A 24,713-nucleotide genomic window follows, 5' to 3' on the forward strand; every position below is an offset into this window, starting at 1 on the left:
TAAATTATTCGAAGAAAATCAATTAGGGGAGATCCTATTAAAAAACAGGCTGGTTATGGCGCCGATGACTCGTAATCGCGCAACAGAAGATGGTCTTCCTGGAGAATACGCAGAAAAGTACTACGGACAACACACTTTAATGGGATTGATTATTACTGAAGGCGTACAACCATCAGAAATAGGTCAAGGTTATCTTAATACGCAGGAATTTATACTATCGAACAAGCCAACGCATGGAAGACAATAATTGATGAAGTCCATGCAAAAGGTGGGAAAATTTTTATTCAATTAATGTATGTTGGGAGAATATCACACCCGGATAACTTGCCCTCTCATAAAAAAGCAATCGCACCTAAAGAAAAAATGTTTACACTTACAGGAATGCAAGATATTCCTGTTCCGAAAGCCATACAAACAAAAGATATTCCTACTATCATTGATGAGTACCGTCATGCTGCCTCTTTAGCAATCGAAGCAGGAGCAGATGGTGTGGAAATTCATGGAGTAAACGGCTATTTAATCCACTGCATGTAGGAAAAGAAGCGTTTTTACAAGATATTAGCCATTTATGGGACAGTGTTTTAATCGTAAACAGACCATATCGCCCATTATCAAGTTTAGCGAGTGATTTAGAGAATGATTTAGCTGATCTTGTTTCGGTAGGAGTCATCTCTTTGGCGAATCCTGATCTAGTGGAACGATTAAAAAATGAGTATCCCTTAGATGCACCGAATCCAAATACGTTTTATGTCAACCAAGGAGAAGTTGGCTATGCCGATTATCCTGAAATGAACTAGACAACAAAAGAAACCATCAATAAAAAAATATTGGTGGTTTCTTTAATAGGAGAGTGAAATTTAGATGAAAGCAGCGCAAATCAATCATTATTCCAAATCAATTGATGTAAAAATTACAGATATTCCAATTCCAAAAATTTCAAAGCATGAGGTGCTAATTAAAGTAAAAGTGGCCGCAGTCAATCCATTAGAAACTTTAAATATTACGGGTGCTGTAAAGTTGATTCAAGACTACCCAAAACCATTGACACTTGGAAATGAATTAACGGGGATAATCGAAGCTGCCGGAAGTGAAGTAACCAATTTTAAAAAAGGAGATAAAGTCTATACAAGATTACCAGTGGATAAAATTGGCGCATTTGCGGAATATGTCGCAGTCGATCAATCAGCAATTTGGTTTTTACCCACGAATTTAGATTTTGTTACCGGGGCTGGTGTTCCTTTGACTGGACTTACCGCTTATCAAGGATTGACAGAAATATTACAAGTTCAAGCTGGTCAATCTGTTTTTATTTCTGGTGGCTCAGGGAGCTTCGGGCAAATGGCAGTGCCACTTGCGAAACATCTTGGGTTACATGTCATTGTATCAGGAAATGCAGCTGCAAAAGAACGAATTCTCCAAGCAGGTGCAGATCGATATTTAAATTATAAAAAAGAAAACTATTGGGAAGTTCTAGATAAAGTTGATTTTGTTATAGATACGCTAGGCGCGAAAGAAATTGATCGGGAGCTTTCTATCATCAAATCTGGCGGGAAATTACTTAGTTTGATTGCAGGGCCAAATAAGCAATTTGCAGTCAATCAAAACATGCCAAAATGGAAACAATTGGTATTCGGAGTAGCAGGCGCCAAGATAGATCAAAAAGCGAAGAAACATGGTGTTGAGTATTGTTTTATTTTTGTTCAAGCGAATGGGCAGCAATTACGAGCAATATCAGAAATCGTAGAAAAAGAAAATATCGTACCAAAAATTGATTCACATGAGTTCGCATTAGAACAAGTGAACGAAGCTATAACATTTGTCAAAGAGGGTCATCCTAATGGCAAGGTAGTGGTCAAATTGGATTGAGAAAGGAGATACAGAAACAAATGCAACCGATAGTTCGTTATTTGAGGACAACACATTAATCTTTAGCAGGGAAAGCACTTATCAAGAAATTTGTTGATCTAATTGTTAGAGCCAACCACGATAATATAAAATCCTTCCTGTTCGAATCTGAATAAGAGGGATTTGGTCGTAAGAAAAAAATTGGACGATAGTTTAATTAATAATATCTATTATGTAATAATAATGATAAGATAAAAAAGAAGAGTGCTAGGTAAGCTTAGAAAGACTTCCCCCAAAACTTCCCCAAACTTTCTAGCCTAGTACTCTTCTTTTTTAATACACCTTGCATAATAACCCTACATTAAAAAAAATTCATTAGCAAGCATTTTTTGTCAATTTATATTAGCTTAATTTCGAACTATAGATTTTACTCTTGGTAACTATGCACATCCGCTTTTTTTCAAGCGGTTTTTTTTATTAAAATTGTAAGTCCGCTTTTAATAAGATGTCAGATTTCGGTCTATTGTCGGTCCAATGGCTAAACAACCGTATCCACCTACGCCATTTTTTAATCACGTTATCCCAATAAAACAATTGAACTGATCCGTTATGCAAAATAACTTTATGGTAGGCTCTAGTTCCCCCATCCTAAATTACGCCAATGGTTTTCAAATACCCACACATCACCTTTTGGTGTTGCTGAATGGTACTGAGCAATTTTAGTAATACCTGCCACGAATCTGTCCGGTTTCATTGATCCCATGATTCTTGAATCACCTTGTAAATCTACAATTTTTGTCATAATGTCTCCATCCTAATTTTTTAAGCTTTAACAACTTTGTTTTCCAACTTATTATATGCATTAAAGTAGTACTCGTCTTTGCCACAGTGCTTTCTAAGGGATACTATACACAGAATAAAAACTTTTGAGCGTTTAGGATATACGGTGTATACATAATATGGGAGCTGATAATATGAATATTAAAAAAAGGAAGATTAGAGAAGTAGGTAACTCAATAGTTGTAACTTTATCAAAAGAAAGTTTATTACAAAAGGGTTTGAAGTCTGGAGATACAATTTTTATTGATGAAGACAAAATGATGGATGCGATCGTGAAGGAAGAAAGCAATTTAGATCTTGAAATTGATATGTATGTGAACCAAGCTCTATCTGAATGTGATGTTGCATTTAAGGAACTCGTTGATGGATGATCTATTTAAGTGAAAAAGATATAGTAAAATTAAATGTCATTCAAATAAAGAATTATTCACCGCAGGAAACAATTGGTATCATTGATAAAAATGCGTTGAGTATGGCTGTTAATGAACCCAAACAACATATTTTTGAAAAAGATTTATATCATGATGGGTTCAGCAAAACAGCAGTCCTGTTAATAAACCTGATCAAAAAACATCCATTTCATAATGCAAACAAACGTACAGCATTTTTAGCTGCATATGTTTTTCTTAAGCTAAATGGCCATTCCCTAAAAATGGAAAATCAGGAAGTTGTAGAATTTGTAGTTAGAATTGCTACGTATCAGGGTGAATTTGATACCTTAAAGAATTTAACAACAGACATGCTAAAAAACAATTCAACGAAGATTGATCCCAAAGAATAGAAGCAAACTAGTGATTCATTTAAGTATGGAGATTTAGTTTACTTCTATTTTTGGGGTTAAGAAATATTATTATGTAGATATAGGAAGAGCTTTTAAGAGATACTTACATAGACAAAAATTGCCATGTGCATCAGGCGTAAATTTCATGTCATTAAGCTTTGCTTTAAAAAAATACCTTATTTCCAAAAAACTACATTCCTATATAATTATGTGGTATACTACTTATAGTGATATATTTTGAAACGTATTAAGAGTGCTATACTTAAACTTATACTCTCCTTTTGCTAATCAAACATTTATTGCAACAAAACGCATACGTAGAGATGCACAAGGAGGAAACAGTATGAATAAAGGTACAGTGAAATGGTTTAATTCAGATAAAGGTTTTGGGTTCATTACAGGAGAAGATGGTCAAGATGTCTTTGCTCATTTTTCAGCGATTCAAGCGGATGGATTTAAATCTTTAGATGAAGGTCAAGCAGTTACTTTTGATACTGAAGAAGGTCAACGTGGCTTGCAAGCTGCTAATATATATAAAGCATAAAAGGATCTTTTAAACTCGTCTCAACGTGTGTGAGGCGGGTTTTTTCATACTTTAAAGGAGGGGTGAGAATGAGTTTTTCACAATGGAAACCACAAGAACCTTCAGTAGAAGGACAAGAATTTCATAAAGATCAACAAGTCTTATTTAAATATAGAAAAAAACAAGTAGCAGGAACAATTATAAAACTACTCAGTAATTCAGCAGTTGTAAGCTTATCACATTCAGAAGTGACGAATACTACAGAAAGAACAGTTATAAATTATAAAAATTTAATAAGTAACTGAAATCAATGGAGAACATTCTTAGTGTATATGATGATTTACTATTTATAAGTAAATAGATAGTCGATTTTTTGAATGGAGGAATAAAATGCAAAAAGAAGCTATTCATCAGTTAATTGTAAAATTGACACTTAACAAGGATTGGCTTAATGACCCAGTGATAGTTAATCAGGTGAAATTGTTAGGAGACCAGCTTTCTTGCACTCGACGTTCACCGATTAATTATAATCAGATTCAAGGGATCATTGTTTATTATCTGGATGGTTCGAAAAAGGTGTATACTTCCTTAAAAAGTTGTTGTGAAGGAGAAAAACTCTTTAAAGGAACCATCCAAAAATATATTTTATCCGACTCTCCAATAGCGGACGGAAGATATTTTCGTATCATTCGATAAAGTTATCAACGTCTTAGTCTATTATCAAAAGTATAGCGTTAGATATTTCTTTTTATCAAGCGGATGAACGATGAACATTTGGGTTTAGTTTTAGTTTATTAGAAACAGATAAACAAAAAAACTAGCTATAATCAGCTAGTTAAATCATTTATACATAAGAGAGTTGCATCTAGATTTAGCTTCCTCTAAAGTAGAAAATTTTTCGATATCAATATCGTAAATAAATAACTTGAGTTGAATATTGCGCAACTCTTTCAAATTTAACACGGCAAATGAGGTGATCAAAGGCGGTCTGGATTGAAAATCATACAAACTTGTTTTTGCTTTTGAGGAATATAAACGATAGTCTGAACTAAAAACTTCAACTGGGTAAAAATTAGTATTCATATTTGAACACCTACTTTCATGATACTTATCCAGTATAGCACTTTAAAGAAGACAAAAGTAAAAACAGAAAAAACGTAAGGGATTCCTAAGTATTATTTATGCACCGTTGCTTGATCAATTAATATTATTTCTACACCTTAACACGTTAATATATCAGTGATTTGTTGATTTTAGATAAACAAAAGACAAATAATCATAATTAGTACAGTGGCGTATATTGCTTGCAAAAAAAGATTTTATAACGTAGGCTGAGTAAGCAACATGCATTAATCTAAGAAGAGTACTGGCACAGAAAACTTGGGGAAGTTTTTCTGGACTGCGCCTAGTACCCTTCGTTTTTTTATTTTAGCATTATTTAAGCATAATGAATATTAAAATACAAAAAATCGTATCTTTAAATTAGATACATATAACAATACGATGAATCGACATACTTTTTGATGGAGCAAAAACGAAAACTTACAATCTATTCTAAAGTATAAGCGTTTTATCTTGTGATAGCTTTAATATGATAGACAAATAATTTCCACAGAACACTTGCTCTGCAGCTAAGACCAGGGTTTATTATGGGAATAACAAAGAGGAGACAATTCGACGAATATCAAAAAAAGCAAAGGACGTCATGACCTATTTACCAATCCTGTATTAGCGGAAACTGGTAAACAATATGGCAAGACGGTTGGTCAAGTTGTCCTTCGTTGGTTGATGAATAGAGGGATTGTCGCATTAGCAAAATCAGTTCGTCCCGAACGAATGGCTGAAAACATAGCGAGTTTTGATTTTGAGCATTCACATGAAGACATTGAAAAAATAGCAGATTTAGATAGGGAAGAATCTGCGTTCTTTGATCACGATGCACCCCAACAAGTAGAATGGTTTATGAATCGGATGATGGAGACTGAGTAGTATGTTATATTTGTGATAATACATCTTTAGAGTTAAAACTCATTTTCTTAAGTTTTAATTTAAAAAAATACCTTTTTTAAAAAAACTACAATCCTATCTGATTATGTGGTATACAACTTGTAGTGATATAATTTGAAACGTATTAAGAGTGCTATACTTAATTTATACTCTCCTTTTGCAAATCAAACATTTATCGCAACAAAACGCATACGCAGAGATGTACAAGGAGGAAATAGTATGAATAAAGGGACAGTAAAATGGTTTAATTCAGATAAAGGTTTTGGGTTCATTATAGGAGAAGACGGTCAAGACGTCTTTGCTCATTTTTCAGCAATTCAAGCGGATGGATTTAAATCTTTAGATGAAGGTCAAGCAGTTACTTTTGATACTGAAGAAGGTCAACGTGGCATGCAAGCCGTTAATATCTACAAAGCATAAAAAAATGTCTTTTTAACCCGTCTCAACATGTTTGAGGCGGGTTTTTTCATACTTTAAAGGAGGAAAAAGAATGAGTTTTTCACAATGGAAACCACAAGAACCTTCAGTAGAAGGACAAGAATTTCATAAAGATCAACAAGTCTTATTTAAATATAGAAAAAAACAAGTAGTTGGAACAATTATAAAGCTACTAGGAAACTCTGCAGTTGTCACCTTATCGACTGCAGCAGTGACTGATACCTCAGAAAAAACAGTCATAAATTATAAACAATTGCTAAGCATTTAAACTGATTCTATAGATTTTTAATACCTTAGTCACGATAAATTAGTATTGTTTTCTACATGAATCACTTGCATAAATGCATTTTATAGAATAAAGTGTTAGATAACGTGCATAAATGTTTGAAGAGATTCTAGAATGACTACTCGGGGAAGTATTTCAGACTTTATCATAAAGATAGAGTAGTAGCAATATAGAGTTTAGGTTTTTACTAAATTCACAACTGAAAATGGGACCTTTTGAAAGTTTGTGTATGCATGTTTAATGTGTTACAAACGATTGTAATTCCCTTTTTTAGTTTACATAAGAATTATTGGCTTTATAATTTATGAAACTGTTGGATCAGAACTGATTCTTCAAACCCATTTCTATTAACTAATTTTGTAGATATTTGTGTGAGTTTAAGGATATACAGCGATTTGATTTTTGATTTTAATCACCTTCTAAAAGAATTTACTTTCTTTTAGAAGGTGATTATTTCATCTGCCAACAGACTCGAACTCGTGCAATGCAGCAGTTTGGCACAAAGCACACGTTGACCTTTTTGCCGTTACAACATCTGATACAAGAAATGTTAAATGCCGATCATATTGATTTGATTGTCACAAACTATAATCGATACTTCTTAGACTATATTATTGAAATTGATTACTTGTTATTAAAAACTGTCCCAGATGAGCATGGCTGGCGGAATCTGGAAAGAAAAATTGATCCGTATCGAAAACCATTTCTCTAATCTCCGTACACTCGTTAAAGGTATTAACAAGTGTTTTTTTTCATTTATTTCATCTTCATATGAAAATATTGATTCCAATTTGACCAAAAAATCATGTAACCTTAATCATGTAAGAAAAAGGTATGCATACAAACTTACAGACAAAAGTATCAAAAACCTTCGTTTTTTAGAATAAACATATGTTATGTATTCTCTAAAATAGAAAACCTAATCTGATAACTTTTCTAGGACATTCGATCGGATCGGATGTCTTTTTTGTTCCTCTCTCAAAATCGAAGAATTATGAGACAAATCAGTTGTTATACAAGAAAATTAAAAAGTTGAAACAGGTCGAATAATTAGTTTAACGAGTGTGTATGTCCCTAAAGAAAAACCTGATCCAACACCAACGAAATATGGGGAAACGTAGAATTTTAATGCGGTTGATACTATTTTCACAAGTTCAAAAAGGGGTGATTATATGTGCAATTATTAAAGAGGAAATGTATTTGGTTTTGTTTGTTAGCATTGTGGATTTTTGTCCCAACTGTTTCTGCCCAAACGGTTCAATCGAATAGTTCGATTACCTTTCAGAATATCATTCAAGACGAAATACAACCGGAGCCACCAAATGGAGGTCAGGCAGACATTCAAGAAATCCCCTCATACAAGAAGCCAGGAAGGTTTCCCAAGTTAATGGCTACAACAGAAACACATAATGTCTTTTTAGGAGGCATCTTGTTGATCGTTTTTGTCCTATTAAAGAAAAGGAAAGAAGGAAAAAGAAGTGAAAAAGAAGTATTTAGCACTTGGATTACTTAGCAGCCTATTGTTTGGAAATGTTGTTACAGCTTCAGCCGAACAAATAACAAGAAATGCAGAAACAGAAGGAGAAGTAACTCTTTCGATAATTGATGATGTTGATACGGTTGATCCAGATCCAGACCCAGGTCCTGGAATTATCATTCCCCCAGTACAAACCGGGGAATTTTCCATAACCTACGTGCCCACTTTAAATTTTGGGATCCACGACAATGTTAACTCAACAGGTTTATTAAAATTTGAGGCCCAGGCAGAATCCTTTGAAGTGAATGACGATTCTGGGGAAGAAGTTTTGCGTCCACATTTTGCTCAAATTCGTGATACTCGTGATGTATCAACAGGATGGACATTGAGAGTTGAACAAGTAACACCATTTATCAATGATAATAATGTGCAATTGAATGGTGCATCCATTACGTTTCGTAACCCAAGACTTTCTCAAGCTTGGGATTCCGAGGTTGCTATTCACTCAAATCCTGTCACTATTTCGGCGGAACATGGCAGCCAAATTCTTATGGGTGCAGAAGTGCTTAACGGGCGTGGATGGAATTCGATTACCTGGGGAACGTTAAATGGTGAGGTGAATCCGAATATTGTTTTAGAAATTCCAGGAGAACGAGCAAACGGCCAATTCACAAGTGAATTGAATTGGAGTCTAAGCAATGTCCCTTCTTCGCTGGCCCCTGTTATTTAAGAACAACGAAAAACGTATTGGCAGAATATTGTTGGTCTCTTTTATATGAATGAGATCAACAATATTTGTAAGAAGATTATTTCGTTGAAATATGAGGAGAAGAAAATGAAGAAATTCATAGTTTTAATAGCGATATTTTCTTTAATCAGTCATTCATCCCCATTGCTAACTTTTGCTCAAACAGTATCTATAAACGAAGTCTATGAGGAAACTAGCGATTCTTTCATGGAAGATAGTGTTGAGGAAAGTAGTGATCATAATGAGGAAGATGAAATACAATCAAGCGATAAAGTGGCAAGAGATGACGCGGTTTCTCCCAGTGATAGTGGTAGGGACACTTCAGAAAGCAAGCAAGAAGAGAATGCGGTTTCTTCTGAAAACCACTCTTCCGCAGGTCAGTTGATCACTGGCGTATGGGGGACAGTTCCATGGACCTATGATTTGGTATCGTCAACAATCGTTCTCAGGGGAGGCGAGGTTGGGTTGACCGGACTAGCGCCTTGGAAAACCTATACTGATGTTGAACAGATAATTCTTGAAGATCGAGTCATCCTGGATAGTAGTGCTACAAGCTTGTTTTTGAGATTAACTCAATTGAAAAATATACAAGGGATTGAAAAGTTTGATACTGCTAATGTAACAAATATGAACTCAATGTTTCAAGGAGCAAGTAGTATAACAGAATTAGATTTGAGTCAATGGGATATGTCCAATGTTACCAGTACTACCACAATGTTTGCTGAAATGTCCAATTTAAAAAAACTAGATATAAGTTCATGGCATCGCAGTATCCAGGTTATTAACATGTTTAGAGCGACATCTTTCGAGCAACTCACTTTAGGTACCGGAACAAGAATTAACGGTACCTGGTTATCCAATATACCGGCAACGGAAACCTATACGGGGCGTTGGGTACTTCAAGATAGTTTGGCTAGTTCAACTAATTTTGTTTCATTTGCTAGTTCAACTGCATTTATGTCTGGATATAATGGTGCGAATCCTGGCGTATATGTTTGGGAAGAAACAATTGATCTTGAAGCACAAGTAAGGCCCCAGACAATCCTTCTAGGAGAGGGAACCCAAGACATTGATTTAGGCAGTGCGATTCATACGGTAACGGCAGATGGTGTCTTGTTGTCTTCAGGGGAGTACGATGTTACTTACATTGATTCATCCCCCTATCTTTATATAGGTGATCGATTTAAAGATGTGACCATTACATATCGAACGGTGCATACGTTATCTGTCCGCATTCCCATTTCCGTTCGTTGGGGCAACACAATACGTTTACGTGGAACATGGGCGAATAACTTCGAGGAGTGGCGAACAATAGCCGCTTTTACACATCACGTTGGAGAATCGGGCCCCGAACTGTCCCTATCGCCAGGACGCGGTGGGACAAATCCAACTACACCAATGATCCAACAGTTGCCAAATCAAGAGTTTGCTTCACTTCATGCATACTCAGGCTCCGCCACTATTCTTGTAAACCAAGGCCAACATTTTTTTGACTTTACGTTGTCTACTCAGCAAACACCTGCCGAAGCACAACAAGATTTTGAAAATGCGGTGGGAGAAAATGGACGTCTGCAGTTATCGGTTGGTGATATCGTCAGCGCGACGCACTTGTTTTCATCAGGAGAGGAATTTGATGGCGCCTTAGCTGGCTTCTCTAATCTAGAATGGAATGTACTTATGCAAGATGAAGCAGAAGAAAATGTAGGCACAGATCACACGAATCATAAAAATAGTGCATTTTATGAAGTGACAGCAACTAACCTAAGACCGTTAGTGATCAATCAGTTGAAGCCGTTGCTGAACAATGAGGTTTGGCAATATATTTCTGAAGAGGAGTTATTGGTAGTAGCAGAAAGTTTTTTTGATTTTGACATTGCTGAAGGGTACGTTTCTATAGCGGAGATCATTGAAATGCCTGATACGAATCAGCCAGGAGATTCATCCATGGTTGTTCGAGTGCAAGAAAAGTTATCCTCTGGGCAATACGCTCAAATGGATTACACCGTTCCAGTAACAATAAGGCCGTTACAAGTCTCACCTAAAGATCCAGAGAATCCTCAAGAAGAATTGCATCCAGAGGTGATGCCAGATCTGCCAGAAAATCAAGGATTTTTAAGCATTGATTTTGTTCCTACGATTCAGTTTGGGGATCAAGAAATATCGTATTTTGCACCGGAAACACTATACGCCGAACCATTAAGAACAACAGCAAATGAAACACGTGCAAATTTTGTGCAAGTTTCTGATAGACGTGGAAGAAATCAAAGTGATGGGTGGCGCTTATCTGTGAAACAACGAGAACAGTTTAAGAATAGCGAAACAGGGCATGTTTTAGCTGGCGCTTCTTTGCAGTTTCATCATATTCAAGCAATAGCAGCATCCGGTCAAGAAAATCAGCCTACCCATTCAGAACAACTCTCGCTCCTTCCGGGTGTTTCATCTACTGTCGCTCAGGCACAAGCAGGATCGGGATTAGAAACTTGGCTATTTGCCTTTGGTACAACAGACCAAGCGGCTGAGAGTGTTGTACTGCACTTAGAGTCCGAACAGGAACGTCAAACTGGAACATATGAAACCACCTTGGAGTGGATTCTTCAATCGGTCCCTGATAATGTCATTCAATGATAGAAATCAACTGGATGCGTACTTCACCAGATGTTCAAACAGCCTAACATCCAATAGGAAATCATTTTGGTTGTTAGGCTATTTTTCTGTTTGGCCATTTGCGAGGATTACAAGCGAGAGGAATCTGGCGGTACTGCTCCTCATTAGTAATCATGATGGTCAGTTTGGTCATCGTCCCATGCACAAATCGAGCGTATATGATTCATGAATTTTGCTATGCTGGGTAGGAATTTGGCACTAATGGTAGTAGCAAAAGAAATGAAGGCAATCCCCGTGGAATATAGAGAGGAAGATCGTTATGAATAAAATACTATTTGACAGTAAGAAAACTATGATGTACATAGTGGTAATTTTTATATTGACCCTGTTTTTTTGCCCAGTTGCTTTTGCTGATCAATCTGCTGGTTTTTCAGTTAGACCGATTCTGAGTGAAAATCAAGTGAATTCTGAGGTAGGCTATTTTGATCTGAATCTTGAGCCTGGAGAAAGCCAGACGTTATCTTTGGAGTTACGAAATATGTCTGATGAAGAGATCAACTTATCAATATCCGTACATACAGCTTTTACAAATGTGAGTGGTGTAGTGGAATATGGTAGCGACGCCGATGTCCCAGATGACACCCTACCATTTTTTTTGGCTGATTATATTCAAGGTGATGGCAAGATTACTCTTAGTGAAGGGGAGACGAAACAAGTAGATCTCTTATTGACCTTACCAGAAGATAAACCATTTGAAGGTGTTCTAGCAGCAGGAATTCGCGTGGAAGAAATCAAAGATAGCGAGCATTTGTCAGAAGAATCAATGGCTATTGAGAACACACTGTCTTATGTTATGGGCCTCGTTGTATCGAATAAGCGGGAGCAACTTTCTCCCGAGCTAGATCTCTTAGCTGTCTATGCGGATCAATTAAACTTTAGAAATGTGTTCAGTGCTCAGATCCAGAATCAATCGGGGACGTTTGTTAATCAGTTACAGGTTATTGCCTCAATTTATAATGAAGATCAAACAGAACGCCTCTATTCCACAGAGGCATCAGGAATGCAAATGGCGCCACACTCCAATTTTGCCTTTCCAATTCCTTTGAATGGTGAGTCATTTGTTCCAGGTACTTATGTTCTTCATCTACAAGCAAATTCTGGAGAACTGGAATGGGAGTGGACGAGAACATTTGCGGTAGATGATCAGACATCTAAGACATTTAATCGACAAGATATAACTATTCCTAGCCAAACTAATTACTGGTTATTAGTCTCGATTTTTCTTGTTATACTATTACTCTTAGTGATTCTTATAAGGAAGAGAAAGTAACCTCAGAAGATTGCATAGTGCTAGGAGGCCAAAATAAGTGGATTCTCTAGCAACAAAATTAATGCTTAATGCGCATAGTAAACGATCATTACAGTTGTTTATGTTGTTTAAAGTAAAATCAGTGATATGGTAGTGGTTCTTTCAAAGGTTCAGTGTATTTTTACATGTCTAAGTGTATAACGATATTCACCTGATTGCTATACGAAAAACCTACTTTTAGGCTTGTACAGTTTCTTTAAACGGATAGAGAACGTAAAAATATCGTGGGAGTGAAAATAATAGGTAGCTGGAAGGTAACGAATATAACATTTTAAAAGTTTGGAAAAGGAAATAAATATGCTTCTATTCGCAACAGAAAAAGAATATACTAACTATTTTTGGCAAGAATTGGGTGAGTCTTGCAGAGATACATTAGAAATGCGAGAGTATGTCAATAAACAGATAGTCAGACTGATAGAGCTGACTGATAATATTTCAAAAACAACATTTTGGCAAGATTTTCTGGAAATTTTTGGGCTTGATGCAAAGTTAAATCTTTTAGTGGAATTGTGTGAAATTCAAGAATTTTCAAGCAATGAACTCATTCGAATCACCGAAAATGATTATAGAACATATTTTAAAGAGTTATGTGGCTATGATCTCAGCATGAAAACGAAAAATTCAATAATATTTAATATCTCTTGATATCAGGAGAAAGAGGAAAAATATTTTCTTAAAAGTTAGTGGTGGAGGAATATGAAATCTAAACAAAAAACATTATAAAAAGGGACTTTGCTTAGCATGGACGCAACTATTTTCCATTTCTTGATTTCACAAAGCATAAACAATGACTTTACAAGTAATGCAGGAATAGCTTTTCAGTAAGTGAAAGATTTTTCTGGGCATGTAATAATAAGTAGATTTGAATTTAATACATGATCAAAAATGGCTCTTAGTCATTAAGACTTGATTAGTTGTGCAAAGTAAAATCTGTGTCAGATTGAACCTCATTCTGGCTCAGATTTTTTGTTTTCCCATATTGAACAATTGATGATCAAAAAGCCCCTGTTTATCAATTACCCAAATGATTCAAATCCGTAGGATACTCCTACTATTGTCTTTGTCTGGGTATTCTTATCTTTAATTTTTCTATTAGAGTAAGGATAAAACATCGCATTAGTGATAATTTTTTCTTCTGAGGTTAGAAAATTTTGAAGATTTACTCGAAAACCGTTATATAAAACTTTGGGAAGTTCAATAAATAAGGAGAAAGAATAAATCCAGGTTTGTGTCTCCAAAGGCTTCAATTAACTCTTATAAAGTGGGATTTAGACGTTCGAAAATTCTGCTACACTATTTGATTATTAAAAAATATTTTTTGCAGGACTTCGTGAGCAGACTTGAAATTTTGATAGTTAAGGTAAGAAGTTATTTTTAATTCGTTAATACAGTTTTTTAATCTTTGTTATTTCTCAATATGTAATATATTTTACTGAATTTTGGATTGTGTAGTGAATCGGGTAATAAAGAAAAATTATATACTGGTAATATAACATTGATGGATTGAAATATTTAGAAGTGAAAATAATAATTTATAATTTGAATCAATAATTTTACATTTTTAATCATCATTTTTTGAAAGCGTTTTAATTATTAATTTTTTATGATAAAAGTGAATTAAGAAGTTGATGAACACGTACAGAATATGTCAACTTTTACAAATAAAGTGAGTAGCATAAAGTAGGAGGGTGAAAAGAATGATAGAAATCAAAAATATCTATTATACAAATGGTAATAACTATTCTCCAAATGATCATGGCGCAAATGGTTGGGCTATCCTGTTGAGGAAGAAAGGACTGTATATGGAGAAATCTGAGGTAGAAATAATTCTGATAGAATCACATATGATCTTCCATTACATTTCGCAGAGCTTACTGAATCAAATTATTATTGTCGAGTTGAATTTATTTTGTAAGCCTTCTTCAAACTATATTCAAAAGATTGATCTGATAATCAATCAAGAGTTATCTAGCTTAATCCAGTTACTTTTCACAAGGTTTGAAACGAGAGATCGAACATATGTAGTGAATCCTGCTATCGAAATAATAATAAGAAAGGCATTTCGCTTGAATCTTTCTACGCTAAAAGAATACTTTGAAATATTTAAGTTAATAGCATTCATACAAGAGAATTTATCTGGAAATGTGACCGTTAGTGACTTAGCAGAGTTTATGCACATGTCCAAACCAACTTTAAATCGTTTTTGTATGAACAAATTAAATAAAGTGCCTCAGGACTTAATTAATGATATCAAAATTACGTTAGCGAAAAATTTATTGGAATCGACAGATGAAAAAATTTTTGAGATTGGTGAGAAAGCTGGTTTCTTTAACGCCAGTGCATTTACTATTTTTTTTAAAAAGGAAACCGGGTTATCTCCAAAAGAATATAGACAAAACTATTTTAATTCTTGGAAAGAGCACAGCCTAACTATTTAGAGGTGAAAGTGATATGGGAAGTAGAGAAATAGAAACTCGTCTAATAGAAATCATGGATGAAATTGTTACTTTATCAAAAGAATATGTTCTGTTAAAGAATCAAAGATTTGAATACGACAAGAAAGTTTCGCAAGAGAGAGTTTATGAAGAATATGTAAGAGAGAATTATTACCAAAAATATAAGAATAATTATGACATTATTTCGTTATATATAGCTTCTTTTTTAAAAGAAAAAGGTATCCCAACTAGCTCTAAAACTATTTATGAATACTTGGTGAAAGAAAAGCTAATATCTATATCTTATAGTAATTTGCAAAGCAACTATCTTAAGAGGATGCACAATGATACTCATGTTAATGTTGAGCGAGCATATAAGGGATATTATCAATATAGAAGAAAATCAAAATGAACGATAAATGAATCCAGTGGCGTCTTCAATCACTAACAATTAATTGAAGGAAGGAGACATACTGTTCTTTTAGAATCACTAGTTTTTGTGTTTCGGATCAACTACTTTTCAATATGTGTCATTCTAGCCTGTACTTATATATCTTCTGAAAAAAATTTGGTAAAACTATTTTAGAAAGGAACGCTTTCGTTCTTTTATTGCTCATTGATAACCGAATAGCCCATTTTCTAAATTCTTTTCAGTGATTAAGTAGCAGGCAACTTTTGCGCCAAGATCTCTTAGATTTGAAGGAGCGATAAACCAAAAGTTGCGACTAAAGCATGGAAACTTTAGGCAAAGAGATAATTGTTGAAGATAATGATACTCACGTAAGCGTCCCGCTGATGAACAGGGGGAGGAGGAGACTCCTGTGTACCTTTTCCAAGGTGGTTTAGAAAATGTTTAAAATAAAAAAAGGAACAGCATAAATGTTTTCGAAATGCTTTCGCACCAACATTTACCTGTTCCGTGGGTTTGGCACCCAATGGGCCATGAAGGACTCGAACCTTCGACACCTTGATTAAGAGTCAAGTGCTCTACCAACTAAGCTAATGGCCCAAAAATTATTACTTTGATATAATATCACTATTTTAAAATGTTGGCAACAATAATCTATGGTTTTTTTAAGGAGGTAAAAATGGAGCGAAACATTTATGACGTCATGTTTGAGAACTATAAAGATCTGGTTGGAATAAATGAATTGAGAGAAATGTTAGGAGGGATAGGGAGAAATAAAGCTTATGGGTTACTAAAATCGAACAAGATAAAACATGTCAAGATAGGCAGCAACTACAAGATTCCTAAAATGTGTGTGATCGAATACTTACAAGATGCCCAAAATGTGGCAGATGAGCATACACAGGCTATGGTATAATAAAGGTGTTAGAATTGCGTTTTCCATAGCTTGCTTTTTTCAGTTTTAGGAGGATTTGAATTGAAATTACGAGCGAATATTGTAGAAAAAAGAGGAACTCTCCAAGTTGTTGTTGCAATAAAAGATGATTTTGGAAAAACTTCTCAACGATGGAGAGATACCAAACTAAAAAAGAAAGGAAATAAGAAAAGAGCTGAAAGAATAAAAGAACAATTTATATCTGAGATTGAGCAAGAAATTGCTATGAAACGAGAGGATTATCTTGTTTTAAAACAGGAAAGAATCGAAACTCCTTTTGTCGATTACCTATATAGTTATCTTGAAACTGCTAAACCACAACTATCTAAAACGTCTTACTTTAGTTATAAACGTTACATCGATATTAGGATAAAGGATTATTTTGAACCAAGTGGAATTATGTTATCTGACTTAAAACCGGTCCACTTGCAAAGGTTCTATCAAAAAATATTAGATGATGGGTGCACTGGAAATACGGCTCTACACTATCACGCCTTTATTAGAAAAGCTTTACAGGAAGCTTTTATGACAGAACAGATAGATAAAAATATTGCTGACCGTGTACGTAGACCAAAAAAGGACTCCTTCGTGCCCAACTTTTACACAAAGGATGATGTGCTAAAACTACTTCAAATATTCAAAGGCGAGAAGCTCTATCCAATAATTCTATTAACAGTATTTTATGGATTTAGAAGAAGTGAAGTTTTAGGGCTTAAATGGGATGCGATTGATTTTGTGAATAAGACGATTACCATTAAACATGTAGTTTTGGAAAATAAAGAAGACTTAACAACTGTTCTTAAAGAAGACAGAACTAAAAATGCTTCCAGCTATCGTTCTGTTCCTTTAATAGAAACAGTTAAAGAGGAGTTAGTGAAATTAGCGAGGTGGAAGGAAAAAAATAAAAAGCTTTTCGGAGCTGAATATAATTACGAAGACGACAATTACCTCTTTACCATGGAAAATGGAAATATCATAAGACCAGATTTCGTTTCCAAAAGATTTGCGAAGGTAATCAAGAGAAACAATATAAAAAGGATACGATTCCACGATTTGAGACACACAACCGCTTCTATAATGATTGGAAATGGTGAGCACATGAAGAAGGTACAAGAGTGGCTTGGTCATGCCTCTTATACGACAACTGCTAATCTTTACGCACACCTTGATCCAAGTTTTAAATATGCTTCTGCAGAAAATTTAGCAAATACATTTGGATTCAAAAAATAAATAACAAAAAAAGACTTGATCAAAATTGAATGGCAAGTCTTTAAACGATTACTATTAAAAAAAGTCTGTTAGTTTGTTGGCAAATTGTTGGCAATTAAATGGCTTGAAGATTATCAACTAAGTAAACCTCATTAAAACCTCTATATATCACGTTTATAAATACACCTCTACATAAGAGGGCAGGTGATTAAGAGTCAGCTGCTCTACCAACTGAGCTAACGGCCCGTACCAAAAGTACTTCATTATCTTAGCACTCCATTGTTGAAAAATCAATCATTCTTTTGAAAAAAATATGCGCTTTTTTCAGTTGAGAAACTGGCGTTATCTTAATAAAACACCATTTGTTTCCCAAATTCAAATGATAGGAAATTCTTAAAAGATTGATCAGATTGCTTTAAAAACTCAGAAAACCGTGATAAAATGTATCTAGTTATCAAAACTAGATGATTAGTTTGTGATAATCTAACCTTCTGTTCGTCAAAATGGAGGATGACATGGAAAAATTACAAGCAGACATGAAAAATTGGGGCAATTCATTGCTGAAGTTCCACCTGCCGAGATGGGAAGAATTGCCAACGCTGGAACTGTATATGGATCAGGTGATCACATTGATCGACCAATATTTATCGCCGGTGATCCAAACGGAAAAGCATCCGCTATTGACCTCTTCCATGGTCAATAATTATGTCAAAAAAGGGATGATTCCAGCACCAGAGAAGAAACGTTACAATCAAAAGCATCTCGCATTTTTGATTGCGATCACGATGCTCAAGCAAGTGCTGACGATTCCTGAAATAAAGACAGGGATCCTTTTTCAAGGGAAAGTTGTCGGCATCAGAAATGCCTACAATGTATTTTGTGAAGAACAAGAAAAAGCGATCCACCTTGTCGGCAAAGAAGCGATGGGAGAACCCGAACAAATGACGTCGGAACCGATCCCAATTGAATTAGTAGCCATGAAAGGTGCGACGCGTTCCTTTGCCAACAAACTATTGGCAGAAAAAACGATTGAATTAGAAGTCATTTATTTAGACACACATAAAGGAGAAGCCCATGAATAAAGAGAAAATTGCCCTATTAGTTGATTCAGGTACCGATGTTCCCGCACAGATCATGGAGCAATACGGCATGTATATGCTGCCATTGCAAATTATCTACAAGGATCGGACCTATACCGATAAAGTTGATATTACTGCGGAAGAAATTTACGAGCGCTTGCCGCAAGAGATCCCTAGTACCTCGTTACCTGACGGTGTTGCGATCGGGGAAATCTTTGATCGGATCAAAGCCGATGGGTATGAGAAAGTCTTTGCCGTAACCATCTCCAGCGGATTGAGCGGAACGTTTAACGTCGTTCGCCTGTTAGGTGAACAACGGACGGATCTTGAGGTTTTCGTGCTTGATACGAAAAATATCGGAATCGGTGCAGGGCTGCAAGCGATTCGTGCAGCAGAACTGTTAGAAAAAGGCGTGACTTGGGAAGAACTGCGGGCACAATTAACGAATGAAGTGCCGAAAAACAAAGTCTTTTTCAACGTAGCTACCTTAGAGTATTTACAAAAAGGCGGCCGCATCGGTCTGGTTGCATCCATCTTAGGCAATGCCTTGAAATTGAATCCAATTATCTCTTGTAATGAAGAAGGGATCTACTATACGGTCGCAAAATCTCGTGGACGGAAGAAAAGCTTGGACAAAACCGTTGACTTGATCAAGCAATTCATCGGTGATCATCGCCATGTGCGTTTAGCTGTGGCGCAAGGTGATGCACTGCAAGAAGCCAAAGAAATGAAAGCACGATTAGAAGCCGAATTTCCTAAGGTCAAAGAAATCTTATTTGGACAAATTTCTCCCGCATTAGTCGTCCACACGGGTCCTGGGTTGTTAGGGATCGGTATCCAGCTTTTAGAAGAGTAAAAAAGAAAGGCCCCGTGCCTTTCTTTTTTTGTGCTTTCCTTAAGAATAAGGCTGCGGTTTTTGGGAAAGATGAAAAGCCCGTTTAAATAATGTATAATAAGTAAGAAACCAAAAAAAATTGAGGTGACATTTTTGAAAAAGATCCTAGTCGTGGACGATGAGAAACCAATTTCTGATATCGTCAAATTTAATTTAACCAAAGAAGGATATGAAGTATATACCGCCTATGATGGAGAAGAGGCATTAGAAAAAGTAGCCGAGGTCGATCCTGATCTGATTTTGCTTGATTTGATGCTGCCAAAAATGGATGGGTTGGAAGTTGCACGGGAAGTGCGCAAAACCCATGACATGCCGATCATCATGGTCACAGCAAAAGATTCTGAAATCGATAAAGTACTAGGCCTCGAGCTTGGTGCGGACGATTATGTAACCAAACCATTTTCAAACCGGGAATTGGTGGCCCGCGTCAAAGCCAATCTGCGTCGTGGCTCGGCAGCTGCGAAGGAAGCAGACGATAACGCCAACAGCGAATTAACGATTGGTGATTTAACCATTCATCCTGATGCGTACATGGTCACTAAAAATGGTGCAGCCATCGAATTGACGCACCGGGAGTTTGAATTGATGCACTACTTGGCAAAACATCTTGGTCAAGTGATGACCCGGGAGCATTTATTGCAAACGGTTTGGGGCTATGACTACTTTGGTGATGTTCGGACCGTTGACGTGACGGTGCGTCGTTTACGTGAAAAAATCGAAGACAGCCCGAGCCATCCAAATTATTTGGTTACTCGTCGCGGAGTGGGCTATTACTTGCGGAACCCAGAACAGGAATAAGCTATGAAAAATAAAGTTCGCTTTTTTCAATCGGTGAACTTCAAAATCGCCCTGACTTTTATCTTGATCTTATTGATTGCGATCCAGATTATCGGGGCGTATTTTATTCGCGAATTGGAAAGAACAACGGTCGATGCCTTCAAACGCGACATGGAGGCACGTGCCAGCACGTTAGTGGTAACGTTAGGCTCTGAATTGAGTCGAATGGATAATGATGACGGTTTAGATTGGGATTCCATGAATGCTTCCTTGAATCGAATCTTAACGAGTACCAACTCATCGGAAATTTTGGAGATGCGGGTGGTGGATGAGCAAGGGATCATTCGTGCAACCACCAATATCAATGATCGTGGCTCGGTGGGAGAAAAAAATGATTACCGTGATTACGATACGAACCGCAGTGAAGTCCTCTATGATGAATCCAGCGGCCAGCGGGTGTTCAATATCGTGCAGTCGATCCAATCACCGACAGGGGATACCGTTTTAGGAACCCTTTATTTACGGAGCAATCTTGAGTCAAAATACAATGAAGTCAGTACGACTGCGGTCATTTTTGTGACAGCCTCGCTGATTGCGGCAGTGATTTCGATCATTGTGGCACTATTGGTCTCTCGTTCCATCACCCAACCGATCGGGGAGATGCGCGAACAAGCGATTCGCATCGCCAAAGGAGATTATAGCCGCAAGGTCGCGATTCATGGAAAAGATGAATTGGGGCAACTGGCGGAGACCTTTAATCAACTAGGAGAACGAATCGAAGAGACTCAAGAGGCGATGGAATCCGAGCGAAACCGCTTGGACAGCGTCTTGTCTCACATGACAGACGGCGTTGTTGCCACCGACCGACGAGGCAAAGTCATTACCATCAATGAGATGGCGATGTCCTTGTTAAATGTCAGCAACGAAGAAGCGATCGGGCAGTCGATTTTGACGTTATTGGAAATCGATGAAGAATACACGTTACGAAAGCTTTTGGAAAATCCTGAAGACATGCTGTTGGAGCGTCCTAGCAATGATTTGACGGGAGCAAATATGATTTTGCGCATCGATTTCTCCATGATTCGTCGGGAGTCTGGCTTTATTTCTGGGTTAGTTGCGGTGATGCACGATGTTACAGAGCAAGAAAAAAATGAACAGGAACGGCGAGAGTTCGTTTCCAACGTTTCTCATGAGTTACGGACACCATTAACGAGTATGCGCAGCTACATCGAAGCGTTGAGTGAGGGTGCTTGGAAAGACCCAGAAATTGCGCCGAACTTTTTGAAAGTGACGTTGGATGAAACGGATCGAATGATTCGGATGATCAATGACTTGTTGAGTCTGTCGCGGATGGATAGCGGCAATTCGCAACTGCAGTTGGAATACATCAACTTCAATGAAATGGTCAATTTCGTGTTGGATCGTTTTGACATGATGGTGACGAATGAAAGCAAAAAATACTTGATTCGTCGGGAGTTCACTAAACGAGAATTGTGGGTGGAAGTCGACACCGATAAAATGATCCAAGTGATCGATAACATCATGAATAATGCCATCAAATATTCGCCAGATGGCGGGATCATTACGGTGAAATTGATGGAGACCCATAACAACATCGTACTTAGCATCAATGACCAAGGACTAGGGATTCCGAAAAAAGATCTCACGAAGATCTTTGATCGTTTTTACCGAGTCGACAAAGCTCGTGCCCGTCAGCAAGGAGGTACTGGCTTAGGATTGGCGATCTCACGAGAAGTCATCAAAGCTCATGGCGGTGCGATTTGGGCGGAAAGTCGAGAAAATCGCGGGTCAACATTTTACATCATGTTGCCGTATGAACCGTATGAGGAGGATTGGTGGGTATGAGAATCTCAGAAAAAATCATTCGTGTAGGCTTGATCGTGATGATCGCCTTGAGTTTTTATTTCTCCTATATGATTTGGCTGAATCCGACTGGGTTCAACAATGCCAGCACGGAAACAGATACCGGCGTCAATCCTTCGGTTCAAACCTACAAACAAAAAAGCGATTTGTTTTTGCCCCTGTATTTGACTTGGAATGACGAGGACGCGATCAAAGAAACCAACTCTGAAGCGGTGATTCGTGAGATCCAAGAGGCGATCAATGAGGCAACGATCAGTGATTTGACGCTGCGAACCTATGGCGAGGAACAAGCTTTTTCAAAAGCCCAAGAAGTCAATCAAGGGGTGTCCTTAAACTACTATACAACGTTTTACTTGAAAGATTATGAGAAAACCTTTGAAAAAGAGCTGTCCTTAGAGGACGAAAGTGAAACAGAGGATTTTCCGTTTTCCCGCATCCAGTTTGACCTTGAAGAAAACACGATCCAATTTGTTGATTTTACCCATCAACGAGTGGTGCGAGGCAAAATCGACTGGGACAAAAGCCAAGTAAAACACTTACTAGCAGACAACCCTCGGGAATGGACCACAATGGTGGCAGATGAAGAACGATCCAGCAAGCAATATTATACGCAGGATTCGATCAAGCTGAAAAAATACAGCTACTATTCTTCGACCCAATCTCAGAGCTTATTTCGAGAAGCTTTTTTCAGCAATCCTAAAAACGTCAAGATCAATGATGAAAGTGTCGATACCTACTATTATGAAGGTGGGCAAAACATGACGGTCTTGCAAGATCAGCAGCAAGTCAAGTTTGAAACTACCACAGACAGTTCCGATGAAACGGATCTGGCGATGTTGAGTGCGGATTATATTATTCGTTTAGGCAACAATTTTGGGACGATCCGCTATTTTGATCAACAAGACAAGCACTTGGATTATCGGGTTTTCGTTGAAGGCTATCCAGTCTTTAGTACTGGTGGTCAAGGGGTGATCAGTGTGGCTTTTTCAGAAAGTGGTCAGACCGGCAGTCGGGAAATGACGATTTCTGCCAGTTTGAACGCGATTCAAGTGCCGATTCCTTCTGAAACCGAGATTGAATTGCCCTCTAGTTTGTCGGTCAAAAATGAGCTGATTGCGGCAGGGGCTGATCCTGATTTATTGCAACAGATCATCGTTGGCTATCAATGGGGGGAGATCAAAGATGCACCACTCGTTGATTTGACGCCTGCTTGGTATGTCAATTATGACTCGTCTTGGATCAGTTATGATGCATTAATGACAAAATTAGCAGAAACGGAGGAGAATTAATTGGATTTTAAACGAATCGAATGGATTTTTTTCCTCGCTTTTCTTGGTCTGAACGTCTTTTTATTCAATGTTTACAGTGAGGCTCGCAGCGAGCATCAGATGGTTTCACAATCAAACCAAACGATTCCTATCGAACAACGTCTCGAGTCTGAGGACATTCGGTATTCTGGCGAATTATCAGATGAGGTCTTGAGTGGCTATTATTTGAGCGGTGAACAGACGGATTTTGATGTGGAGCTACGAAATCCGCAACTCAATACGCAGTTCAAAAGAGGGTCGACGGTCAAAGGGCAGCAGTTGATCCATGTCTCAACCAATGGCTTTTACATCAGTGATGATTCTCAAACGGAAGAAACCGTCAATGGTTTTTTGCAACGAAAAGATCAAGTCCTGTTTGGGGATGAATATGACTATTTGGAAAACCTCTCTGTCTTGAACGCCAATCATCCGACCGTGGTGGCGGTTCAATCCTATGAAGGCATTCCTTTCAATGACAGCTCAAGTCGAATCGATATCACCTTAGAACAAACGGATGATCTATTGCAGATTGCTCGTTACACGCAAACACATATCTCCAATATTACGCCTCTAAGGGAAAAGATGACGGTCTATTCAGAAAAAGAAGCAGTAAATACGCTTTATCTAAACAACAAGCTGCCGAGTCACTCGAAAATTCTCTGGACGGAATTAGCCTATACGATGATTTTGAAGGTTAGGGAAAAAAATGTGTACATTCCTGCATGGTTTATTGCGTTCCAATTAGATGGCGATGACACCATCCAAATCGAAACGGTCAATGCCTTTAGCAATCGGATCATCACGAATAATGCCGTTCAAAAGGTAGAAAATCCATAAAAAAGCGGGTATAATGGAACTCGTTGAAA

General features: G+C 37.1%; 25 protein-coding genes, 1 tRNA gene and 4 pseudogenes. 27 read left to right on the plus strand and 3 right to left on the minus strand.

Translation table 11 applies throughout. From position 1 onward, the window contains the following. Nucleotides 1-55 precede the first annotated feature (55 nt). The 3 genes and pseudogenes from IGI96_RS11680 (at nt 56) to IGI96_RS11690 (ending at nt 1,866) form a co-directional block, all read left to right on the plus strand. Nucleotides 56-534, plus strand: a pseudogene (locus IGI96_RS11680) (hypothetical protein). 140 nt (nt 535-674) lie between these two features. Then, nucleotides 675-797 carry a hypothetical protein gene (locus tag IGI96_RS11685; RefSeq protein ID WP_254907905.1) on the plus strand — a complete coding sequence of 41 codons (123 nt, stop codon included), beginning with the start codon at nt 675-677 and terminating at the stop codon, nt 795-797. Between the two features lie 64 nt (nt 798-861). Continuing rightward, a complete protein-coding gene (locus tag IGI96_RS11690; protein ID WP_086339270.1) occupies nt 862-1,866 on the plus strand; it encodes an NADP-dependent oxidoreductase in 1,005 nt (334 codons plus the stop codon). 613 nt (nt 1,867-2,479) lie between these two features. On the opposite strand, the gene IGI96_RS11695 is transcribed toward IGI96_RS11690, so the two are convergent. Beyond that, complete coding sequence (locus tag IGI96_RS11695) at nt 2,480-2,647, minus strand: hypothetical protein (protein WP_176324029.1); 168 nt, start codon at nt 2,645-2,647, stop codon at nt 2,480-2,482. Nucleotides 2,648-2,819: 172 nt separating this feature from the next. On the opposite strand from IGI96_RS11695, the gene IGI96_RS11700 reads away from it, so the two are divergent. The 14 genes and pseudogenes from IGI96_RS11700 (at nt 2,820) to IGI96_RS11765 (ending at nt 13,563) form a co-directional block, all read left to right on the plus strand. Continuing rightward, nucleotides 2,820-3,056, plus strand: coding sequence for an AbrB/MazE/SpoVT family DNA-binding domain-containing protein (locus tag IGI96_RS11700; protein WP_086339271.1), 237 nt, complete (start codon nt 2,820-2,822; stop codon nt 3,054-3,056). After that, a complete protein-coding gene (locus tag IGI96_RS11705) occupies nt 3,053-3,466 on the plus strand; it encodes a type II toxin-antitoxin system death-on-curing family toxin (protein WP_086339272.1) in 414 nt (137 codons plus the stop codon). Before IGI96_RS11700 ends, IGI96_RS11705 begins: the two co-directional genes overlap by 4 nt. A 343-nt stretch (nt 3,467-3,809) precedes the next feature. Next, nucleotides 3,810-4,010, plus strand: coding sequence for a cold-shock protein (locus tag IGI96_RS11710; RefSeq protein WP_005237682.1), 201 nt, complete (start codon nt 3,810-3,812; stop codon nt 4,008-4,010). A 68-nt stretch (nt 4,011-4,078) separates the two neighbouring features. Beyond that, on the plus strand, nt 4,079-4,294 hold the full coding sequence (locus tag IGI96_RS11715) for a hypothetical protein (protein ID WP_086339273.1): 216 nt from the start codon (nt 4,079-4,081) through the stop codon (nt 4,292-4,294). Between the two features lie 85 nt (nt 4,295-4,379). Beyond that, nucleotides 4,380-4,685 (plus strand): hypothetical protein, encoded by a 306-nt coding sequence (locus IGI96_RS11720; protein WP_086339274.1) that lies wholly within the window; start codon nt 4,380-4,382, stop codon nt 4,683-4,685. Between the two features lie 996 nt (nt 4,686-5,681). Continuing rightward, nucleotides 5,682-5,978 (plus strand): annotated as a pseudogene (locus tag IGI96_RS11725) (aldo/keto reductase); the annotation flags it as partial. Between the two features lie 237 nt (nt 5,979-6,215). Next, nucleotides 6,216-6,416: a cold-shock protein gene (locus IGI96_RS11730; RefSeq protein ID WP_086339275.1), complete on the plus strand. Its 201-nt coding sequence runs from the start codon at nt 6,216-6,218 to the stop codon at nt 6,414-6,416. A 70-nt stretch (nt 6,417-6,486) separates the two neighbouring features. Then, complete coding sequence (locus IGI96_RS11735; RefSeq protein ID WP_086339276.1) at nt 6,487-6,702, plus strand: hypothetical protein; 216 nt, start codon at nt 6,487-6,489, stop codon at nt 6,700-6,702. A 380-nt stretch (nt 6,703-7,082) separates the two neighbouring features. Beyond that, nucleotides 7,083-7,432 (plus strand): annotated as a pseudogene (locus IGI96_RS11740) (helix-turn-helix domain-containing protein); the annotation flags it as partial. Nucleotides 7,433-7,894: 462 nt separating this feature from the next. Then, entirely contained in the window at nt 7,895-8,233 is a 339-nt protein-coding gene (locus tag IGI96_RS11745) for a hypothetical protein (protein ID WP_016620695.1), read from the plus strand. Beyond that, the gene (locus IGI96_RS11750) at nt 8,199-8,927 is read left to right on the plus strand and encodes a WxL domain-containing protein (RefSeq protein WP_086339277.1); all 729 of its coding nucleotides are present in this window, start codon (nt 8,199-8,201) and stop codon (nt 8,925-8,927) included. Before IGI96_RS11745 ends, IGI96_RS11750 begins: the two co-directional genes overlap by 35 nt. Nucleotides 8,928-8,972: 45 nt before the next feature. Beyond that, nucleotides 8,973-11,570: a WxL domain-containing protein gene (locus IGI96_RS11755; RefSeq protein WP_086339278.1), complete on the plus strand. Its 2,598-nt coding sequence runs from the start codon at nt 8,973-8,975 to the stop codon at nt 11,568-11,570. A gap of 298 nt (nt 11,571-11,868) precedes the next feature. Beyond that, nucleotides 11,869-12,879 (plus strand): DUF916 and DUF3324 domain-containing protein, encoded by a 1,011-nt coding sequence (locus IGI96_RS11760; RefSeq protein ID WP_086339279.1) that lies wholly within the window; start codon nt 11,869-11,871, stop codon nt 12,877-12,879. A 336-nt stretch (nt 12,880-13,215) separates the two neighbouring features. Further along, nucleotides 13,216-13,563 carry a DUF7006 family protein gene (locus IGI96_RS11765; protein ID WP_086339280.1) on the plus strand — a complete coding sequence of 116 codons (348 nt, stop codon included), beginning with the start codon at nt 13,216-13,218 and terminating at the stop codon, nt 13,561-13,563. 371 nt (nt 13,564-13,934) lie between these two features. Here the strand turns inward: IGI96_RS11765 and IGI96_RS11770 are convergent. Further along, a pseudogene (locus IGI96_RS11770) lies at nt 13,935-14,172 on the minus strand (ISL3 family transposase); the annotation flags it as partial. Between the two features lie 443 nt (nt 14,173-14,615). Here IGI96_RS11770 and IGI96_RS11775 point away from each other — a divergent pair. Together IGI96_RS11775 and IGI96_RS11780 are read left to right on the plus strand one after the other, a co-directional pair. After that, complete coding sequence (locus IGI96_RS11775) at nt 14,616-15,356, plus strand: helix-turn-helix domain-containing protein (protein ID WP_086339281.1); 741 nt, start codon at nt 14,616-14,618, stop codon at nt 15,354-15,356. Between the two features lie 13 nt (nt 15,357-15,369). After that, entirely contained in the window at nt 15,370-15,765 is a 396-nt protein-coding gene (locus IGI96_RS11780) for a hypothetical protein (RefSeq protein WP_086339282.1), read from the plus strand. Between the two features lie 524 nt (nt 15,766-16,289). On the opposite strand, the gene IGI96_RS11785 is transcribed toward IGI96_RS11780, so the two are convergent. Next, a tRNA-Lys gene (locus IGI96_RS11785) sits at nt 16,290-16,362 on the minus strand. Nucleotides 16,363-16,441: 79 nt separating this feature from the next. Between IGI96_RS11785 and IGI96_RS11790 the strand changes: the two genes are divergently transcribed. The 8 genes from IGI96_RS11790 (at nt 16,442) to IGI96_RS11825 (ending at nt 24,684) form a co-directional block, all read left to right on the plus strand. Continuing rightward, the gene (locus IGI96_RS11790) at nt 16,442-16,678 is read left to right on the plus strand and encodes a helix-turn-helix domain-containing protein (RefSeq protein WP_438785170.1); all 237 of its coding nucleotides are present in this window, start codon (nt 16,442-16,444) and stop codon (nt 16,676-16,678) included. 60 nt (nt 16,679-16,738) lie between these two features. Beyond that, nucleotides 16,739-17,926, plus strand: a complete 1,188-nt coding sequence (locus IGI96_RS11795; RefSeq protein WP_438785171.1) for a tyrosine-type recombinase/integrase — start codon at nt 16,739-16,741, stop codon at nt 17,924-17,926. Between the two features lie 494 nt (nt 17,927-18,420). Further along, entirely contained in the window at nt 18,421-18,987 is a 567-nt protein-coding gene (locus IGI96_RS11800; protein WP_034858210.1) for a DUF1836 domain-containing protein, read from the plus strand. Continuing rightward, nucleotides 18,980-19,840 carry a DegV family protein gene (locus IGI96_RS11805; RefSeq protein ID WP_438785172.1) on the plus strand — a complete coding sequence of 287 codons (861 nt, stop codon included), beginning with the start codon at nt 18,980-18,982 and terminating at the stop codon, nt 19,838-19,840. Before IGI96_RS11800 ends, IGI96_RS11805 begins: the two co-directional genes overlap by 8 nt. A 132-nt stretch (nt 19,841-19,972) precedes the next feature. After that, nucleotides 19,973-20,677 carry a response regulator YycF gene (gene yycF, locus IGI96_RS11810; RefSeq protein ID WP_010747607.1) on the plus strand — a complete coding sequence of 235 codons (705 nt, stop codon included), beginning with the start codon at nt 19,973-19,975 and terminating at the stop codon, nt 20,675-20,677. 3 nt (nt 20,678-20,680) lie between these two features. After that, on the plus strand, nt 20,681-22,522 hold the full coding sequence (gene walK / locus IGI96_RS11815) for a cell wall metabolism sensor histidine kinase WalK (RefSeq protein ID WP_016610545.1): 1,842 nt from the start codon (nt 20,681-20,683) through the stop codon (nt 22,520-22,522). Continuing rightward, on the plus strand, nt 22,519-23,829 hold the full coding sequence (locus IGI96_RS11820; RefSeq protein WP_016610546.1) for a YycH family regulatory protein: 1,311 nt from the start codon (nt 22,519-22,521) through the stop codon (nt 23,827-23,829). The genes walK and IGI96_RS11820 overlap by 4 nt, the downstream gene beginning before the upstream one ends. After that, nucleotides 23,830-24,684 (plus strand): two-component system regulatory protein YycI, encoded by an 855-nt coding sequence (locus IGI96_RS11825; protein ID WP_005225285.1) that lies wholly within the window; start codon nt 23,830-23,832, stop codon nt 24,682-24,684. Nucleotides 24,685-24,713: the final 29 nt, after the last annotated feature.

The sequence above is a fragment of the Enterococcus sp. DIV0421 genome, from assembly GCF_051713745.1.
In the GTDB taxonomy this organism is placed as follows: domain Bacteria; phylum Bacillota; class Bacilli; order Lactobacillales; family Enterococcaceae; genus Enterococcus_D; species Enterococcus_D casseliflavus.

Excerpts from the sequence above, each read along its gene's own strand:
- IGI96_RS11690 (WP_086339270.1), top strand. The coding sequence starts at position 862 with ATGAAAGCAGCGCAAATCAATCATTATTCCAAATCAATTGATGTAAAA.
- IGI96_RS11695 (WP_176324029.1), bottom strand. The coding sequence starts at position 2,647 with ATGACAAAAATTGTAGATTTACAAGGTGATTCAAGAATCATGGGATCA.
- IGI96_RS11700 (WP_086339271.1), top strand. The coding sequence starts at position 2,820 with ATGAATATTAAAAAAAGGAAGATTAGAGAAGTAGGTAACTCAATAGTT.
- IGI96_RS11705 (WP_086339272.1), top strand. The coding sequence starts at position 3,053 with ATGATCTATTTAAGTGAAAAAGATATAGTAAAATTAAATGTCATTCAA.
- IGI96_RS11710 (WP_005237682.1), top strand. The coding sequence starts at position 3,810 with ATGAATAAAGGTACAGTGAAATGGTTTAATTCAGATAAAGGTTTTGGG.
- IGI96_RS11715 (WP_086339273.1), top strand. The coding sequence starts at position 4,079 with ATGAGTTTTTCACAATGGAAACCACAAGAACCTTCAGTAGAAGGACAA.
- IGI96_RS11720 (WP_086339274.1), top strand. The coding sequence starts at position 4,380 with ATGCAAAAAGAAGCTATTCATCAGTTAATTGTAAAATTGACACTTAAC.
- IGI96_RS11730 (WP_086339275.1), top strand. The coding sequence starts at position 6,216 with ATGAATAAAGGGACAGTAAAATGGTTTAATTCAGATAAAGGTTTTGGG.
- IGI96_RS11735 (WP_086339276.1), top strand. The coding sequence starts at position 6,487 with ATGAGTTTTTCACAATGGAAACCACAAGAACCTTCAGTAGAAGGACAA.
- IGI96_RS11755 (WP_086339278.1), top strand. The coding sequence starts at position 8,973 with ATGAATGAGATCAACAATATTTGTAAGAAGATTATTTCGTTGAAATAT.
- IGI96_RS11760 (WP_086339279.1), top strand. The coding sequence starts at position 11,869 with ATGAATAAAATACTATTTGACAGTAAGAAAACTATGATGTACATAGTG.
- IGI96_RS11765 (WP_086339280.1), top strand. The coding sequence starts at position 13,216 with ATGCTTCTATTCGCAACAGAAAAAGAATATACTAACTATTTTTGGCAA.
- IGI96_RS11775 (WP_086339281.1), top strand. The coding sequence starts at position 14,616 with ATGATAGAAATCAAAAATATCTATTATACAAATGGTAATAACTATTCT.
- IGI96_RS11780 (WP_086339282.1), top strand. The coding sequence starts at position 15,370 with ATGGGAAGTAGAGAAATAGAAACTCGTCTAATAGAAATCATGGATGAA.
- IGI96_RS11790 (WP_438785170.1), top strand. The coding sequence starts at position 16,442 with ATGGAGCGAAACATTTATGACGTCATGTTTGAGAACTATAAAGATCTG.
- IGI96_RS11800 (WP_034858210.1), top strand. The coding sequence starts at position 18,421 with ATGGAAAAATTACAAGCAGACATGAAAAATTGGGGCAATTCATTGCTG.
- IGI96_RS11805 (WP_438785172.1), top strand. The coding sequence starts at position 18,980 with ATGAATAAAGAGAAAATTGCCCTATTAGTTGATTCAGGTACCGATGTT.
- walK (WP_016610545.1), top strand. The coding sequence starts at position 20,681 with ATGAAAAATAAAGTTCGCTTTTTTCAATCGGTGAACTTCAAAATCGCC.
- IGI96_RS11820 (WP_016610546.1), top strand. The coding sequence starts at position 22,519 with ATGAGAATCTCAGAAAAAATCATTCGTGTAGGCTTGATCGTGATGATC.